The sequence below is a fragment of the Solwaraspora sp. WMMB762 genome, from assembly GCF_049179115.1.
Classification (GTDB): Bacteria; Actinomycetota; Actinomycetes; order Mycobacteriales; family Micromonosporaceae; genus Micromonospora_E.
Genome location: NZ_JBMHMD010000001.1, coordinates 2,154,700 through 2,168,998, shown reverse-complemented (window position 1 = coordinate 2,168,998; position 14,299 = coordinate 2,154,700). Strand labels below are relative to the sequence as shown.

Sequence of the window (14,299 nt, the reverse complement as noted above, 5' to 3'; positions counted from 1 at the left end):
AGTGCAACCTGACCAGTGCGGACGCAGGCCGTGCTGTCCATCGCCGCCGCACCAGCATCTGCTGCACTATCAAACGCCGACGCGATCACGACTGCCAGCACCGACAGCTACGACCGGCCGATGCGGGGCGTCGGTCCGCACACGCAGCACCGGCTCGCCGAGCTGACCGTCGCCGTGGTCGGCCTCGGCGGCGTCGGCAGCCAGGTCGTCCAGTCCCTGGCCCACCTGGGGGTGGGCGGGCTGCTGCTGGTCGACCCGGACACGGTCACCGCCACCAACCTGAACCGTCTGGTCGGTGCGAAGCCGGCCGACGTGCGCGGGCGGCGACCAAGGTCACCGTCGCGTCTCGCACGGTCCGGACCATCAACCCGCAGGTACGGGTACGCGGCATCGCCGGCAGCATCCTCGACCCGGTCGTCTGGCAGCAGGTGCGCCCGGCCGAGGTGATCCTCGGCGCGGTCGACGGGCACGCGCCACGCTGGGCGTTGAACCGGCTGGCCGTGCAGTACGCCCGCTGCTATCTCGACGTCGGGGTCGAGCTGGGGCCGGCACCCCGCCCGGAGCCGCCCGACGACCACAATCAAGAAGCCAATTCCCGGGTACGGCTGGAAGCCGGTGGGCATCTGGCGGTGGTCCGCCCCGGCGGCCCGTGCCTGCTCTGCCTGTCCGGCTACGACCCGCGTCTGGTGGACGCCGAGCTTGACCCGGGGTTGGCTGCTGCGCGCCAGGCGGCCGGATACCGGGTCGACGATCCGGCCGAGCCGACGCCCAGCGTGGTCTTCCTCAACCAGATCATCGCCGGGTACGCCGTCGGCGAGCTGCTGAACTATGTCTCGCCGTGGCGGCCCCCTTCCCGGCTGTTGAGTCGGATGTCTGACCAGCCGACGTTGTGGGCCGCGTGGTCGCGGGTCGCCGCCGGCACCGCACTCGCCGGAGTGGACGGTGTGACCGTCGCCGAGTTCGCCCATCACCTCGGGCCACGGCTGGAGTCGCTGTCCGCGCTGCTGCGCAGCGGCGAATACCTCCCGCAACCCCTTCGACTGATGACCGTCACCCGTGGTGGCGAGCGCCGCGACCGGGGCATTCCGACCGTCGCCGACCGGGTCGCCCAGCGCGCTTTCCTACACGTCGCCGGCGACCGGTGGGAGACCCGCCGCGCCGAGGTCAGTTTCGCGTACCAGCGGGGTCGTTCCTGGGTGGACGCGCTGACGATGGCTCTCGCGTACCGGGACAAGGGGTTGCGCTATGTGGTCCGCGCGGACATCGCCGACTTCTTCGCCAGCGTCGACCACCAGCTCCTCCACGAGATGGTCAGCGGCAGTCTCGCCGACCCGGCGGTCAGCCGGATCGTACGCGGCTGGTTCACCGCGCCGATGCTGACCGCCGCCGGTCTGCGTACCCGGGTCCGGGGTGTTCCCGAAGGCGCGCCGATCAGCCCGACCCTGGCCAATCTCTACCTGCGTGAATTCGACGCCCGGGTCGACGGCCGGCACGGCCGACTGGTGCGCTACGCCGACGACCTGGCGCTGTTCTGCCTCGACCTCGATGCGGCGATCAGCGGCGCCCGGCAGATCGGCGCCGAGTTGGCCGCGCTCAACCTGCGGCTGCACCCGGACAAGACGCAGATCACCACGTTCGACGCCGGGTTCAGCATGCTCGGCTGGGTGTTCGACGGCGAGCACGGCCGGCCCGAGCAGCCCAACGCGGACTGGACCCATCCGCTGCTCAACACGCCGCAGCGGGGCAAGCTGCCGGCCAGCAACGGGAGCCGGCGATGATCGGCAAGGCGTTCCACGTGATCGGCCCGGACTGCGTCCTCGGCCGGCGCGACGGCCGGCTCGTCGTGCACCGCGACGGTGTGCTGCGCGCCTCCGCGCCGCTGACCATGGTCGGCGAGGTCGTCACCACCGGCCGGGTGACCGTCACCCCGCACGCCATGCACAGCATGCTCGCCCACGACATCCCGCTGATCCTGCTCAGCCGCACCGGCCGCCCGCTGGGTCGGCTCGAACCGCCCACCGCCGGGCACATCGCCGCCCGGCTGCGCCAACTCGACCGGCACCGCGATCCGGCCGCCCGGCTCGACCTGGCCCGCGCCGTCATCCCCGCCAAGATCGCCAACCAGGCGACGCTGCTGCGCCGCCGCGCCAAACGCAGCGGCGACCCGGCGACGGTGTGGGCGTCGGTCACCCGGCTCGCCGAGTTCGAGCAGGCCGCCAGCGCCGCGAGCGACCTGGCGCAACTGATCGGCATCGAAGGCGCGGCGGCCGGGGCGTACTTCCGCGCGATCAGGGTGATGACCCCGGCCGAGTACGGCTTCGCCGCCCGCGACCGCAGCCGCCGTGACGTGATCAACGCGCTGATCAACTACTGCTCGGCGCTGCTGCGGGAAACCGTGCACGGGGCGATCCTCGCCGCCGGGCTCGACCCGTACCTGTCGTTCCTGCACACCCCGAGCCGGGGCCGGCCCACGCTCGCCTTCGACCTGATGGAGGAGTGGCGGCCGGCGCTGCTGGAAAGCACCGTACTGGCGATGCTCGGCCTGCGTACCGTGACCGACGCCGACTTCGACGGCACCCACCTGACACCCGGCGCGACGTCCGCGCTGATCTCGCGGTATCAGGCCCGGCTGGCCATGCCGGCCCGCGAATGGCCGGCCCCCGCCGACCAGCCGACCTACCACCAACTGGTACGCCGCCAGGCGCTGCGGCTGCGCGGCTGGCTGCTCGATGAGCAGGCGCAGTACCGGCCGTTCCGCTGGAGGTGACCGTCATGCAGCCCAGCTGGTGGACCGTCACCTTCGACCTGCCCGACGACCGCGACCGCCGGCAGCTGACGACGCTGCTGCGCCGCCACGGCGTACGGGTGCTGTACAGCGTCTTCACCATCCACATCGGTGACGCGCACCTGGACCGGCTGCTCGCCGCCAGCGCCGAACGGTTCACCGGTGGCGGGCACCTGCTGGCCCTGCCGTCCTGCCCGGAATGCGAAACCGCCGGGTACGGCGTACCGCTGGAAGTCCTTCCCGAGCAGGGCTGGGCCGGCTGGTGAACCGGCCGGTGCTCGTCGTCTACGACATCGTGAACGACCGCCGCCGTGCCGAGGTACGTGCCCGGCTCGGCCCGATCGCCGACCGCTTCCAGTACAGCGGGTGGCTGGTGCCACCGGAGGTCAACCTGACCGCGGCGCGGGTCGTCGCCGACCTGGCCGCGGTCGCCGGCCCGGCGGACCGGATCCACGGCCACGCCCCGTGCCCCGACTGCGCCCGCCGGGCCAGGTGGCTGCCGGTCCGCCAGCCACACCGCCTCACCCGCCAACCCGGCTGGACCGCCCACTGAACGTGGCCGCCGATCTACAGGGGTCGCCAACATGGCTGGCAAAGCACCGCGCGGTACGGTTCCCGTGTGGAGCGGATCACGCTGCAAGACCTCCGCGATGACGCGGGCAGGGCGCTGGAATCGGTCGGGCGCACCGGTGAGCCGGTCGTCATCACTCGGTACGAGCGGCCGGTGGCCGTGCTGGTCGGGATCGACGAGTGGGAAGAACTCGAAGCGTTCCGCGACAGCAAGGACGCTGCGGTGATCGCCCGCTCCCGTGCCAAAGGGCTGTTCGTGCTGCTGCCTGCGGCGCTGGAATCGCTCGGCGTCGAACCTCGTGAAGTCGAAGCGTTGCTGGCCGACCGCGCTGACGGTGCGGCGGCGTCAATTCCGGTTCCCGACCTCCGAGAACGTAGAGAGTAGCCCGTTGCTGAACTGCGACAGCCCAATGGGCCCTTTCAGGCGTCAGGTCACGGTATCTTTGGCCCTGCGTCCTTCCCGTTACGTGATCAGCGCCGTTCCATGGTAGACAGGTTCAGGTGGCGCGCCGGGTGACGGTGCGTGACTTGTCGGGCGAGCTGACAAAGGATCATGAGATGGTTGCGCTGCGTTCTCGACGGCTTGAGCGACTCCTCGGCGGACGACTAGAGGAGGTCACACACGCTCAGGTCGCGTCGCTGGTTGGGAGTTTGGTGACGGAGTCGTATGACTTGGACTTCAAGGGTGAGCTGTACGGGCGGAGCGACAAGGACAAGCGGGATCTCGGCGGTGACGTCGCGGCCATGGCGAACACGGCTGGCGGCGCGATCCTGCTCGGCGTTGTTGAGGATGATCAGGCGCGCGCTTCGTCGGCACCAGGGGTGGCTCTAAGCGACGCCGAGGTCGGTCGTATTCGGCAGATCGTAGCGTCACAGGTTTCACCACTGCCGATCTTCGATGTGCTTCAGGTGGAGGATCCGGGCCAGCCTGGCTATGGCTTCATCGTGATCGCCGTACCTCGTAGTCCATCGGCGCCGCATGCAGTGCTCGTAAACGATGCCCTGCGCTTTCCGAAGCGGAATGGAACGACGACGACGTACCTGTCCGAGCCCGAAGTGGCGCAAGCCTACGCGGCTCGCTTAGCGGGAATCGCGAACCGAATCAACGATCTTGAGCGATGCGAAGGCGAGTTCGTTGCGCGGCTCGATGTGGCGCAGCAGGAGGACTTCCCAATAGGCTTCGAGCCGATTGGCACCGAGGTTCGTCGATATTACGTGGGGTGACGGCCTGTGGTGTGACCAAGGTGGGCGTGTCGTTTGTGGAAACGGCGGCCGGCGACGTCTGGATCATCTGGGTTGTGTGGACTCAAACGATCGACGGCCGGCCGCCGCGCTGTGAGCGTATGACCGGACTGGACTCCGATCAACTGGACTGGCTGTACGAGCAGGTGGACGCGCTGGTCGACTGGGACCTGCCGGTGGGGCGCCCTCGGGCGTTGCCGCTGTACACGGCGTTGGTGCTGGTGTTGTTCGGGCTGCGGCACAATCTGGCGCCGGACGTGATCGGTGAGGTTTTCGGCTGCGGTTCGACGACCGTGGAGCGGTATCAGGAGGAGCTGGAGCCGCTGGTGGACGTGGTGTTGACCCCGCTGTACGAGCAGGTCCGTGACCAGGCCCGCCGGGACGCGGTCCTGGTCGATGGTCTGGTCGCGCCGGTCGGGGAACGCGACGACGTCGACGGGCTGTTCTCCGAGAAGAAGGGCTTCTGTGGGCAGAACGTGCAGGTGGTGGCCAATCTCGCCGGGCGGGTGGTCGATGTGGGTGACCCGTGTCCGGGTGGCATGCACGACCGGAAGGCGTTCGACGTGTCCGGGATCGCCGCCGGGTGGGCCGGCCACTACGCCCCCGGCGGGCCCGGGATGATCGGTGACAAGGGGTACCAGGGTGCCGGCATCGTGAGTCCGTACAAGAAGCCTCGGGGTCGGGAGTTGACCGGGGTCCGACGCGCGTGCAACACCGCACTCAACCGGCTCCGCGCCGCCGTCGAACGCGCGATCGCCCATCTGAAGTGTTGGAAGGTTCTCAAGACCGGGTTCCGCAGATCGTTGGAACACTTTCCTGCCACATTACGACGGTAATGAAGTTGGAGATCTTTCGCGTTTACGGATTACGTTGAGAAAGCCCGGTAATAGTTTCGGGAAGTCCTCCAGGTATATGTAGTTATAACGCTGGCTCCGGAGCTACCCGGCGGATTCAGTATCGACACTAAAGTGTGGCGAGATTTCCAGGCGTCGGTCATGGGGAGTAGCCCACTGGTGATTCCTCTTGGCATGTCGTGGCGGCATGCTTCAGTGGCTAGTCGAAGACTGATCGCTGATGCAAGCTTGGGTAATAATGGACTGGCCGGGCGGCTGGCTTGCGAGCTGTACGAGAGCGGGGTCGGGTGTTTTGCCGCGTTGGTAGGTCGATCCCGTGAAGATGAGGCGGGGGATATCGGAGTTGATGACGAGCACGCGGTCAACGCAGTGTGGAGTGGGCTGCGCTTCTTGGCCAGACACGCACGAGATCGCTCAGCCGCTGGTGGGAACGCCTCCGTGCGGGCGACGATCTGGCCCGCTGCTGCTGATCGACCGGTGGTGTTGACCCACAGCCGTCATTACGGTTTCTCGAAACAGCTAGGACAGCAGGCTGTAGTGGTTCCACCTGTGTCGACGGGGCTGTTCGGCATCGATGATATTGCTGAGGACGGTGCCCCGGCTCTGGCGGCAACCTACGAGGTCGTCACCGGACTTTTCCAAGCGTTCGGGCAGCCGGAGGCGCTGCAGGTGAGTCGTGAGGGTGCCCTTCGCATGCGGTACTGGCGTAACGGCAGGGCGGACCTGGAGCGTTGGGCGGCGAGGGTCGGTGTCGAACTATCACAGAAAACGGTGGGTTGATTGGCTCAGTCGGGCTTTGTGTCGTCCAATTGATATTGCCTGAGGGCTGGTTGTAGGCCTGGGCTGGCGCTCTGGTTGCGTAGGTCACATTTTTGTTGTCAGATAAATAAATCAGTTGATGGGTGAGCTGTTGCCCTTCGGAGCGGCGACTGCTCGGTTTTGTATCCCGTGAGGCAGCCGACATTGCTAGCCGTTGGTGAGTACAACCGTATCGGCGGGCGGCGGTGAGTCCGGTGCGGGCGAGTCGTTCAGGGAACGTATCCGGGAAAGGCGCGTTCCCAGAGTTGCCGCAGTTGGGGTGGCAGCCAGAGGGTGGGCCAGAGTCGCCGGAGCAGGTCGGCGTTGAGCCAGGTGTTCAGGTCGTCGACTGTGCCGGCTTCGATGAGCACCACCTTGTACATGCTGGCGAGGCGAGCGGGCCGGCCCAGGTCGTACTCGGCGTTGCCGGACCAGTCCAGATGGTGGGGGAGGGCGAGCACGCCCTCGGTCGGGCCGGTTAGCGCGGTGAGCGTGTCGGCCACGACGTACGGCTTGCGGTCCCCGTACGAAAGGTAGTCGGCTGGTGGCTGCGGACCAGTCGATGGCTGTACGGGCGCGGGCTGGTTCAGGCGTTGAACCCGTCGGTCTTGACCGCGTGGATGAAGGCGGTCCATCCGGTGGTGGTGAAGGTGAGCGTTGGGCCGGTGTGGTCTTTGCTGTCGCGGACTGCGGTGGTGTGGGGCATGCTGGCGACCTCGACGCAGGCACCGCCGTTGTTGTCGCTGCGGCTGGACTTGCGCCAGGTGGGGTGGGGCGTGTTCATGGTCAGCCTCTGGTGTCGTCTGCGATCTGTTGGATGAGGGTGCGGGACTCGACCGGGCCGAGTGCGGCGGCGGTGAGTCGTTCCCAGAGCCGAGTGTATGCCCGGACCGCCTCGGGGCCGTCGAGGTAGTCGGCGTCGGTGAGGGTCTCCAGGTAGACGACTTCGGACGCCGTCTCTTCGCCGAAGCGCAGGATGATGAAGTTGTACGACGAGGTCTCGTAGGTGGGGGCGTCGAACGGGAACACCTGGATCGTCACGTTGGGGCGGTTTGCCAGTGACGCTAGGTGGGTGAGCTGCTGGTGCATGGCGGACGGGTCGCCGAGGGTGCGGCGTAGGGCTGACTCGCTGAGGATCAGGTGGAGGTGGGCTCCGTCGGGCTGGTCGATGACCTTCTGTCGTTCGAGTCGTACGGAGATCTGTCGTTCGAGGTCGTCGGTGTGGGTGCGTTGGTTGAGGGCGCGGATGTAGGGCTCGGTCTGGAGGATGCCGGGGATGACTTCTGGCTGGTACCAGCGGATGTGGGTGGCGTCTGCTTCGAGGTCGAGGTATTGGCGGAACCAGTCGGGGATGACGTTGCGGTAGCCGCTCCATCTTCCGCGTTGGCGGCCGGCGCGTGCGAGGTCGCGGAGGGGTTCGGCGTCGTCGCGGGTGACGCCGTAGTAGTCGAGGAGCAGGGTGAGGTCGGTTTGGCGGATGCCGGACTGGCCGAGTTCGAGTCGGCTGATCTTGCTGGCTGAGGAGTCGATGATCTTGGCGGCGTCGTCCTGGGTTTTGCCGGCGGCTTCGCGGGCGCGTTTGAGGGCGTTGCCGAGGCGTCGGCGTTGGATCGTCGGGTTGACCATGGTGGTGAGTATCTGACGGCTGTCCTGGTGGGTGTGGGACGTGCCGGGTGGGTTCCCAAAGTGTGTCCTCACACGTACCATCGTTTTTGGACTTGCAAATTAGGAGTGCGGTTCGGGCTTGCGGGAGGTCGTGTGTCTGGGCGTGTCACCTACGACTCGTACCTGGTGGCGGTTGCAATGACGCTGGCTCGCCGGCATCGGCCGGTGTGGTCCTGGTCCAGGTGGCGGCGGATCTGCCGGTGCGGGTCGGTGCTGCCCTGCCGGGCGCGGCACCGGATTCCGATCAACCGGGGTCACTGGCCGGGGGAGACCCGGTGACTGTGCACTACCCGTCGCGTCCGACCTGGATGTGCGCTGGTTGCGGGTTGCCGTGGCCGTGTCAGACGCGGCGGCGGGAGCTGTTGGCCGAGTACGCGGGCGCGGTGGTGTCGCTGTCGGTGTACATGGCGACGTGTCTGCTGGATGCGATGGCGGACCTGCCCGACTACCGGTGCGGCTATCTGCACTCGCGGTTCATCGGGTGGTGGCGCTGATGTCGGTCATCCGGCCCGGTGACGAGGACAGGCACTTCGAGGACGCTCGCACCGCCGGTACCCGTTCGACCCGGACGACCACGACCAGCAGGCGTCGGAGGAGCCGGTATGCGAGCACCAACGGCAGCACCGTGAGGAGAACCCGCCCCGGCGGCGGTGGCGACGACGGTCGATCTGACCGCCAATGCCCTGTTGAGCTGGGGTCGGGCCGATGGCGGCAACCACCGGTCCGACCCCTACCCCCGCACCCCTACGAGAAAGGCAGACGATCATGGACATCTGCGCGTTGACCAGCGCCACGGTGCTCGGCTACCTCGCTGGACTGTTCTCATTCCGGGTCAAGCGCCGCTGGTGCCCCAAATGCGGCGAACTCACTACCACTCCGCCGCCGCACTGACGTCCTCGCACCGACTCCCTGCTTGTGGCCAGCGTCGCGGGGGTCGTCGCTGCCTGACCTGTGGCCGGACGTGGGGTCAGCCTGACCGATCCACAGAGGAAGTACGAAGAGGATTACTACACGACTTTTCTCAGGAGGGAAACGTGACCAGGAACCAAGGCCCCGCCAACAGACACCACCTGGCTCCGAACGTCAGGCCCAACTCGGGTCCGACGCCGGATCGACCACCGTTGCCGCGACGGACGCCGGGGGAGACGGACATCGGGCGGGATCCGCGTTTCCGGTTGCTGGCCGCTCGTGGGGTGGCGGCGGCGATGCGGAACCGGCCGGACGCGGATGTCTTGGACCAGGCGCGGGAGACCGTCGTGGGGCACATGCCGAGTCGGTTGGCCGAGTGCCGGGTGTGTGACATGCCGGCCTTCTGTCCACCGTTTACCAGCGCGTTGGCGGTGCTGGATCGGTGGGACCACAGTCGGGCGCGTCGGGTGCGGGCGGTGTTGCATTACGCCGGGCTCTGGCCGGACGGGTACGTCCACGACGGCCGGGACGACTGATGGTCGACCGCGATCTGATCCGGGTGGGCGACACGCTGCATCTCGGTAAGGCCGACTGGGTGTTCGGCGACCGCTCGATGACGGTCCGGGTCTCCGACATCCGGTACGGCCTCGACGACGCCGACTCTCCGGTGGTCGGCATCCTCGCCACGATCACCTCGGCCGGGCGGGACGGGCGGATGGCCGCGATCGGCGTATACAAGTCAGCGCTGACCCGCCCCGGTGTGATGCAACGCCGGCGGCCGCCCAACGGTTTCGACTTCCCTGCCACCGAGCGGCCGTAGACCCCGGGGCGCGTGCCGCCGGAACCCCTGGTGGGCGGTCGGGCACGGGGTACCCGACGGGCGGTGATGCCCCCCCACGTCCGCCCCGACCACGCGAACGGCCGCTCGGCCCGTGCCCGCCGCCATCTACACGGTCACCCCACCGCCACCGCGCTGACACTCAGCACTGAATTCGGGTCGGGTTTTCTCATCCCTGACGTTTTGGGTTTGTTTCATTTCGGCGCGGTTTTCGTGTTTCGGGGACCCGGCCTGATCATCGCCCTCGATGCTGCGCCCAAGTTTCAATCCGTCGCGGTTTTCGTGGATCCGGGAACGGTCATTCTCGATCGTCCTCGTCGGGACGATGATCGTGTTTCAATCCGGCGCGGTTTTCGTGTGTCCGGGACCGGAACAAACAAAGGAGGTGACGTATGTCGCAGAGTTTCAATCCGGTGCGGTTTTTGGTGTGCCCGGGGACCGTGTCCGAAATGTCGGGTGGTCTGAGTTGGGCAAACGGGTGGCTCGGAGGGAAGCCTCGTGATCATCGGATCTTGGTGCCGGCTCAGATGATCTCTGTGAGGCGGGTTTTCGCAGCTCGGGCGTACTTTGGGATCTTTCCGCCAACCTCCCCCCGGATTCCGGGCGTGTCGGAGGTTGTCGCAATCGACATTTCGCCGCAACTCCGGCACCTAATCTTGCGTACATCGATGGCTTGTCCGTCCTCGATGGAGGCCGCTGTGCCCGGCGTGGCCGTCTCACCTCCCGTCCGGTAGTCGCCGACAGGCCGATGTGGAAATTGTCGCTCACCGGATTGGCTCCGGCAAGAGGAAACGACTCGTCCTCGGGCAGTGGATGAGCGAACCGTACGTCGTGCTGCTGTGCAACGAGATACGGGTCGGGAGCTGCTGGCCAGGCGTTGATCGGCCACAGATGCTTCCGAGTCGGGAACTTCAAGCAAGCTGTGTCAGACAACTGACGCTGGTGGAGTCGGAAAGACGGGACCAGAGCAGAGCCTGTCGGCTCCCGTTGTGTCGCAGTACGTCGACGCTCTGGCCGGACGGCTACGTCCACGACGGCCGGGACGGCTGATGGCCGCGATCGGCGTCTACAAGGACGCACTGACCCGCCTCGGTGTGGTGCAGCGGCGGCAGCCACCCACGTATTGGAACGGCTCGGTCAGGCCGCGATCGTTCGTTGACGGCAGGGGTCTGACGCTCAAGCGTCAGGGCTCCCCGTCCCTGCCCCGGTCGGGACGTGCCAGCCCACGCCGGGCACCATCACGGCCAGGTCCTCGGCCGCCAGTGCGTCCATCGCCTTGGAGGCGGTCTCGCGCGCTACTCCGTAGGTCTGGGTCAGCGTCTTTTCGGACGGGAGCCGGCTCCCCGGCGGGTACGCGCCTGCCTCGATCGCGTTGCGCAGGATCGCGGCGAGTTGCCGGTACCGAGGTACCGGTGACATCGGGTCGATCCTGGCAGTCATGCCTTCATCATCGCGGGCAACCGGAGTGCCCACGGCAATAGCGGCGACCTAGGCAACCCCGGCACCGTAGGCAACCTAGGCAGCAAGGCAGTAAAGTCCTGGCTGGAAGCCAGACAAGGCGGCCCCGAGCGGCGCGGACACGCCAACCCGGGGCCTTGATCGGACACAGGAGGTCCGACCCGATGAACAGTTTCCCCGCCCCACCAGACGAACCCGCACCCGCCCGGCTGATGGCGCTCTACCCGCCCGGCAAGAGCCCTGTCATCGACCGCGTGGAGAACGCGCTCCGGGCGTTCGAGGCCACCGACCGACCCAGCGCCGAACGTCTGCTGTCCACGTGGGCGCACACGCCGGAGCTGTCTCGCAGGGAGCGGGCCGCCGTGCTCGCCCGGTTCGATCCCACCGGTTCGAGTGGAGGGCGTACGTCGTGACGATCCTGGTGATCGGCCCGCGTGAGCTGCCGAAGACGGACACGGTCGAGGTGTGGTGTGACGCGGGTTCCGGCGGGACGGGGCAGCGCGTCATGGTCTCCGTGAAGCTGTTGACCCTCTCCGAGCGCGACCGTGGGGTGGGCCAAACGGCGCTGTACGAGTACGAGTCGTACTACTGCCGGGAGTGACCGAACCGGGCCAATTTCTGGCCGAGCGTTCCGTCGTCCGTGTGGGTGAGGCGGCCGGAACTGGCTCGGGCGGTTACGTCGTACGGTGCCCCGGCTCCATGACCGGTCACTGGTGCCAACGCCTCCGCCAACGGGCATCGTACGGCCGGGCGCTCCGGGCTTCCGTTCCGCTTGGGCGACCCGGCGGACCTCGGGGGTCGGGCCGGTGGCGGCAACCACCGACCCGACCCCACCATCCTCATCCGTAGAGAAGGCAGAGGATCATGGACATCTGCGCGTTGACGAGCGCTGCGTTGCTCGGCTTCCTCGCCGGCCTGTTCTCGTTCCGAGTCAAGAGCCGCTGGTGCCCCAAGCGCGGCGATCTGACCAACACCCCACCGCCGCCATGCTGACCACCACCCCACCGCCGTCACGCTGACACCCAGCCCCAAAATCCGGCTCGGGTCTTCTCGTTCCTCGCGTCTTGGGGCCGGTTCCAATCCGGCGTGTTTTTCGTGTGTCCGAGGGCTACCCGCTCGCCTGCCTGTACACCAAGACCGGTTAGTTTCAATCCGGCGCGGTTTTCGTGTGTCCGGGGAGACCTACCGCACCAAGACCATCCGCCGAGTCGTCGGCTTCAATCCGGCGTGTTTTTCGTGTTTCCGGGGACACGGGAAAAGGTGGGAGGCGAAGTGAAGTACGTTCAGGTTTCAATCTGGCGCGGTTTTCGTGTCCGGGGACAGCGCACCCTCGCGGTGGCCCAGGCGGCGTTCGACAAGTTTCAATCCGGTGCGGTTGTCGTGTGTCTGGGGACCGGGGCTCAACGGTAGCCACGGGTTGTGCCGCAGGGTTTCAATCCGGTGCGGTTGTCGTGTGTCTGAGGACCTGGTGAAGATCGCCGCCAGAGCAATCGCGTACGCCGGTTTCAATCCGGTGCGGTTGTCGTGTGTCTGAGGACCTGGTGAAGATCGCCGCCAGAGCAATCGCGTACGCCGGTTTCAATCCGGTGCGGTTGTCGTGTGTCTGGGGACCGTGTCCGAAATGCCGGGCGGTCTGAGCTGGGCAAACAGGTGGCTCCGAGGGCAACCTCATGATCATCGTGATCTTGATGTCGGCTTAGATGATCTCTGTGGGGTGGGTTTTCGCAGCTCGGGCGTACTTTGGGATCTTTCCGCCAACCTCCCTCGGATCCCGGGCGTGTCGGAGGTTGTCGCAATCGACATTTCGCCGCAACTCCGGCACTTAATCTTGCGTACATCGATGGCTTGTCCGTCCTCGATGGAGGCCGCTGTGCCCGGCGTGGCTGTCTCACCTCCCGTCCGGTAGTCGCCCACAGGTCGATGTGGAAATTGTCGCTCACCGGGTCGGCTCCGGCAAGGGAAACGGTTGGTACGAGTGGGTGTCCCGGTCGAACGAAAAGACCGTCCACCGCCCCGGATCCGGTGCCGCCAGGCGGGCACCCAACGCCAGCGAGATCGCCACCGAGCCGCTGAGGAACACCGCGTACCGTCCGGTGCGGGCGGCACTCGGCAACGCGGCGGCCAGCCACTCCCAGCGGGCCTGCTCCACCACCCCGGTATAGGTGGCCGCGTCCTCTGCCAACAACGAACCCGCGCTGCGCAGCACCAGCAGGTGACCGATGCCGTGTTGTCGGCAGGTCTCCCGTACCGGATCGGCGAACTGGCGCCCGAAACCTTGCAGATCCAGCGCGAGCGCCGCCCGCGACGGATCCCCGCCCTCGACGGTCTCCAGGCTCGCCGACAACGGAGCCGCCGCTGACTCGGTGGCCCGCAATGCCGTCGCCGCGAAATACGGGGGAGACCCGTCGGCCTGGCGGACGGCGTGGACCCGCACCTCACGCGAATGGGTGTGACCCAGCCGGGCCCCGAACCAGAACGCCAGATGCAGCGGCATCGTCGGGATCAGATTGACCCGGGTCGCCTCCGGCGTCAGCCGCTGCGCCAGCATCAACGCGTTGAACGTCTCATCCGCCAACTCCTCGACCCGAGCCTTGTCCATCGCCGGATCACCGGACAAGGTGACCGCCGTCGCCACCGTCACCGCACACGTCGACCGGCTGAACTCCTCGGCCTGCTGCTCGTACTGCCGGGCCTTGGCCAGCCCGCGCCCGACGTCGCGCGCGGTCACCACGATCCCCACCTGCACCTGCCGGTGCGCCCGCTCCCGCAGCCCGAACCCGGCCACCAGCAGCGCCACCCCGGCCAGGCAGCCCACCACGAACCACCACCGGCCGGCCGCCTCACCGACCATCACCGACTTGGCCGCCTCGACACCGAACCCGCCGGCCAGCGCACCGCCGACCGCCACCGCCGCCGTCCCGTCCGACAACGCCGCCCGCAGCCCGCCCGCCCAGCCGCCCCGGTCACCGCCCGACCCGCCGCCGGCCCGGCCCGCCCGGCCGCCACCAGCGGTGGCCGAGCCGAACACCGTCAACCCCGGGCCGTCCCAGCGATCGTCCGTCACCGTGCCATCATCGACGCCGTCCGCGCCACTGTGGAATCCACCGCCGGGACACGCCGATGATCGGATTCCCGACACAGCGGGACGGGCCGCTGACTCGCTGGTAACGTCGGCCGGCT

19 protein-coding genes and 1 pseudogene are annotated in these 14,299 nt (G+C 67.5%); 15 read left to right on the top strand and 5 right to left on the bottom strand.

What is annotated here, in order from left to right; genetic code table 11:
* Positions 1 to 15 precede the first annotated feature (15 nt).
* From ACN27J_RS09545 to ACN27J_RS09505, 9 genes are all read left to right on the top strand, one after another.
* Positions 16 to 447 carry a ThiF family adenylyltransferase gene (locus ACN27J_RS09545; RefSeq protein ID WP_421365241.1) on the top strand — a complete coding sequence of 144 codons (432 nt, stop codon included), beginning with the start codon at positions 16 to 18 and terminating at the stop codon, positions 445 to 447.
* Positions 363 to 1,778 carry a reverse transcriptase domain-containing protein gene (locus tag ACN27J_RS09540; protein WP_421372172.1) on the top strand — a complete coding sequence of 472 codons (1,416 nt, stop codon included), beginning with the start codon at positions 363 to 365 and terminating at the stop codon, positions 1,776 to 1,778. The genes ACN27J_RS09545 and ACN27J_RS09540 overlap by 85 nt, the downstream gene beginning before the upstream one ends.
* Positions 1,775 to 2,767 (top strand): CRISPR-associated endonuclease Cas1, encoded by a 993-nt coding sequence (gene cas1, locus ACN27J_RS09535; RefSeq protein WP_421365239.1) that lies wholly within the window; start codon positions 1,775 to 1,777, stop codon positions 2,765 to 2,767. The genes ACN27J_RS09540 and cas1 overlap by 4 nt, the downstream gene beginning before the upstream one ends.
* Positions 2,768 to 2,772: 5 nt before the next feature.
* A complete protein-coding gene (locus ACN27J_RS09530) occupies positions 2,773 to 3,051 on the top strand; it encodes a hypothetical protein (protein ID WP_421365237.1) in 279 nt (92 codons plus the stop codon).
* A complete protein-coding gene (locus tag ACN27J_RS09525) occupies positions 3,048 to 3,338 on the top strand; it encodes a hypothetical protein (RefSeq protein ID WP_421365235.1) in 291 nt (96 codons plus the stop codon). The genes ACN27J_RS09530 and ACN27J_RS09525 overlap by 4 nt, the downstream gene beginning before the upstream one ends.
* Positions 3,339 to 3,404: 66 nt before the next feature.
* Positions 3,405 to 3,740 carry a type II toxin-antitoxin system Phd/YefM family antitoxin gene (locus tag ACN27J_RS09520; protein WP_421365233.1) on the top strand — a complete coding sequence of 112 codons (336 nt, stop codon included), beginning with the start codon at positions 3,405 to 3,407 and terminating at the stop codon, positions 3,738 to 3,740.
* A 128-nt stretch (positions 3,741 to 3,868) separates the two neighbouring features.
* Positions 3,869 to 4,579 carry a helix-turn-helix domain-containing protein gene (locus tag ACN27J_RS09515; RefSeq protein ID WP_421365231.1) on the top strand — a complete coding sequence of 237 codons (711 nt, stop codon included), beginning with the start codon at positions 3,869 to 3,871 and terminating at the stop codon, positions 4,577 to 4,579.
* A gap of 26 nt (positions 4,580 to 4,605) precedes the next feature.
* Positions 4,606 to 5,433 carry a transposase family protein gene (locus ACN27J_RS09510; protein WP_421365230.1) on the top strand — a complete coding sequence of 276 codons (828 nt, stop codon included), beginning with the start codon at positions 4,606 to 4,608 and terminating at the stop codon, positions 5,431 to 5,433.
* A gap of 456 nt (positions 5,434 to 5,889) precedes the next feature.
* On the top strand, positions 5,890 to 6,231 hold the full coding sequence (locus ACN27J_RS09505) for a hypothetical protein (protein ID WP_421365228.1): 342 nt from the start codon (positions 5,890 to 5,892) through the stop codon (positions 6,229 to 6,231).
* A 248-nt stretch (positions 6,232 to 6,479) separates the two neighbouring features.
* On the opposite strand, the pseudogene ACN27J_RS09500 reads toward ACN27J_RS09505, so the two are convergent.
* The 3 genes and pseudogenes from ACN27J_RS09500 to ACN27J_RS09490 all read right to left on the bottom strand — a co-directional run.
* Positions 6,480 to 6,809 (bottom strand): annotated as a pseudogene (locus tag ACN27J_RS09500) (hypothetical protein); the annotation flags it as partial.
* A 26-nt stretch (positions 6,810 to 6,835) separates the two neighbouring features.
* On the bottom strand, positions 6,836 to 7,033 hold the full coding sequence (locus tag ACN27J_RS09495; RefSeq protein ID WP_421365227.1) for a DUF397 domain-containing protein: 198 nt from the start codon (positions 7,031 to 7,033) through the stop codon (positions 6,836 to 6,838).
* A gap of 2 nt (positions 7,034 to 7,035) precedes the next feature.
* Positions 7,036 to 7,875: a helix-turn-helix domain-containing protein gene (locus ACN27J_RS09490; protein WP_421365225.1), complete on the bottom strand. Its 840-nt coding sequence runs from the start codon at positions 7,873 to 7,875 to the stop codon at positions 7,036 to 7,038.
* A 314-nt stretch (positions 7,876 to 8,189) separates the two neighbouring features.
* Between ACN27J_RS09490 and ACN27J_RS09485 the strand changes: the two genes are divergently transcribed.
* From ACN27J_RS09485 to ACN27J_RS09475, 3 genes are all read left to right on the top strand, one after another.
* Positions 8,190 to 8,408 (top strand): hypothetical protein, encoded by a 219-nt coding sequence (locus ACN27J_RS09485; protein WP_421365223.1) that lies wholly within the window; start codon positions 8,190 to 8,192, stop codon positions 8,406 to 8,408.
* Positions 8,409 to 9,035: 627 nt separating this feature from the next.
* Positions 9,036 to 9,359 (top strand): hypothetical protein, encoded by a 324-nt coding sequence (locus ACN27J_RS09480; protein ID WP_421365221.1) that lies wholly within the window; start codon positions 9,036 to 9,038, stop codon positions 9,357 to 9,359.
* Positions 9,359 to 9,643: a hypothetical protein gene (locus tag ACN27J_RS09475; RefSeq protein ID WP_421365219.1), complete on the top strand. Its 285-nt coding sequence runs from the start codon at positions 9,359 to 9,361 to the stop codon at positions 9,641 to 9,643. Before ACN27J_RS09480 ends, ACN27J_RS09475 begins: the two co-directional genes overlap by 1 nt.
* Positions 9,644 to 10,837: 1,194 nt before the next feature.
* On the opposite strand, the gene ACN27J_RS09470 is transcribed toward ACN27J_RS09475, so the two are convergent.
* Positions 10,838 to 11,101 (bottom strand): GntR family transcriptional regulator, encoded by a 264-nt coding sequence (locus ACN27J_RS09470; RefSeq protein ID WP_421365216.1) that lies wholly within the window; start codon positions 11,099 to 11,101, stop codon positions 10,838 to 10,840.
* A 182-nt stretch (positions 11,102 to 11,283) separates the two neighbouring features.
* On the opposite strand from ACN27J_RS09470, the gene ACN27J_RS09465 reads away from it, so the two are divergent.
* The 3 genes from ACN27J_RS09465 (at position 11,284) to ACN27J_RS09455 (ending at position 12,112) form a co-directional block, all read left to right on the top strand.
* On the top strand, positions 11,284 to 11,532 hold the full coding sequence (locus ACN27J_RS09465) for a hypothetical protein (protein WP_421365215.1): 249 nt from the start codon (positions 11,284 to 11,286) through the stop codon (positions 11,530 to 11,532).
* Entirely contained in the window at positions 11,529 to 11,720 is a 192-nt protein-coding gene (locus ACN27J_RS09460; RefSeq protein ID WP_421365213.1) for a hypothetical protein, read from the top strand. The genes ACN27J_RS09465 and ACN27J_RS09460 overlap by 4 nt, the downstream gene beginning before the upstream one ends.
* Positions 11,721 to 11,983: 263 nt before the next feature.
* Entirely contained in the window at positions 11,984 to 12,112 is a 129-nt protein-coding gene (locus ACN27J_RS09455; RefSeq protein WP_421365211.1) for a hypothetical protein, read from the top strand.
* 943 nt (positions 12,113 to 13,055) lie between these two features.
* Here the strand turns inward: ACN27J_RS09455 and ACN27J_RS09450 are convergent.
* Positions 13,056 to 14,183, bottom strand: coding sequence for an SAVED domain-containing protein (locus tag ACN27J_RS09450; protein ID WP_421365209.1), 1,128 nt, complete (start codon positions 14,181 to 14,183; stop codon positions 13,056 to 13,058).
* Positions 14,184 to 14,299 lie beyond the last annotated feature (116 nt).

Coding starts and splice junctions, on each gene's coding strand:
- cas1 (WP_421365239.1), top strand. CDS start 1,775: ATGATCGGCAAGGCGTTCCACGTGATCGGCCCGGACTGCGTCCTCGGC.
- ACN27J_RS09475 (WP_421365219.1), top strand. CDS start 9,359: ATGGTCGACCGCGATCTGATCCGGGTGGGCGACACGCTGCATCTCGGT.
- ACN27J_RS09455 (WP_421365211.1), top strand. CDS start 11,984: ATGGACATCTGCGCGTTGACGAGCGCTGCGTTGCTCGGCTTCCTCGCC.
- ACN27J_RS09470 (WP_421365216.1), bottom strand. CDS start 11,101: ATGACTGCCAGGATCGACCCGATGTCACCGGTACCTCGGTACCGGCAA.
- ACN27J_RS09495 (WP_421365227.1), bottom strand. CDS start 7,033: ATGAACACGCCCCACCCCACCTGGCGCAAGTCCAGCCGCAGCGACAAC.
- ACN27J_RS09465 (WP_421365215.1), top strand. CDS start 11,284: ATGAACAGTTTCCCCGCCCCACCAGACGAACCCGCACCCGCCCGGCTG.
- ACN27J_RS09490 (WP_421365225.1), bottom strand. CDS start 7,875: ATGGTCAACCCGACGATCCAACGCCGACGCCTCGGCAACGCCCTCAAA.
- ACN27J_RS09530 (WP_421365237.1), top strand. CDS start 2,773: ATGCAGCCCAGCTGGTGGACCGTCACCTTCGACCTGCCCGACGACCGC.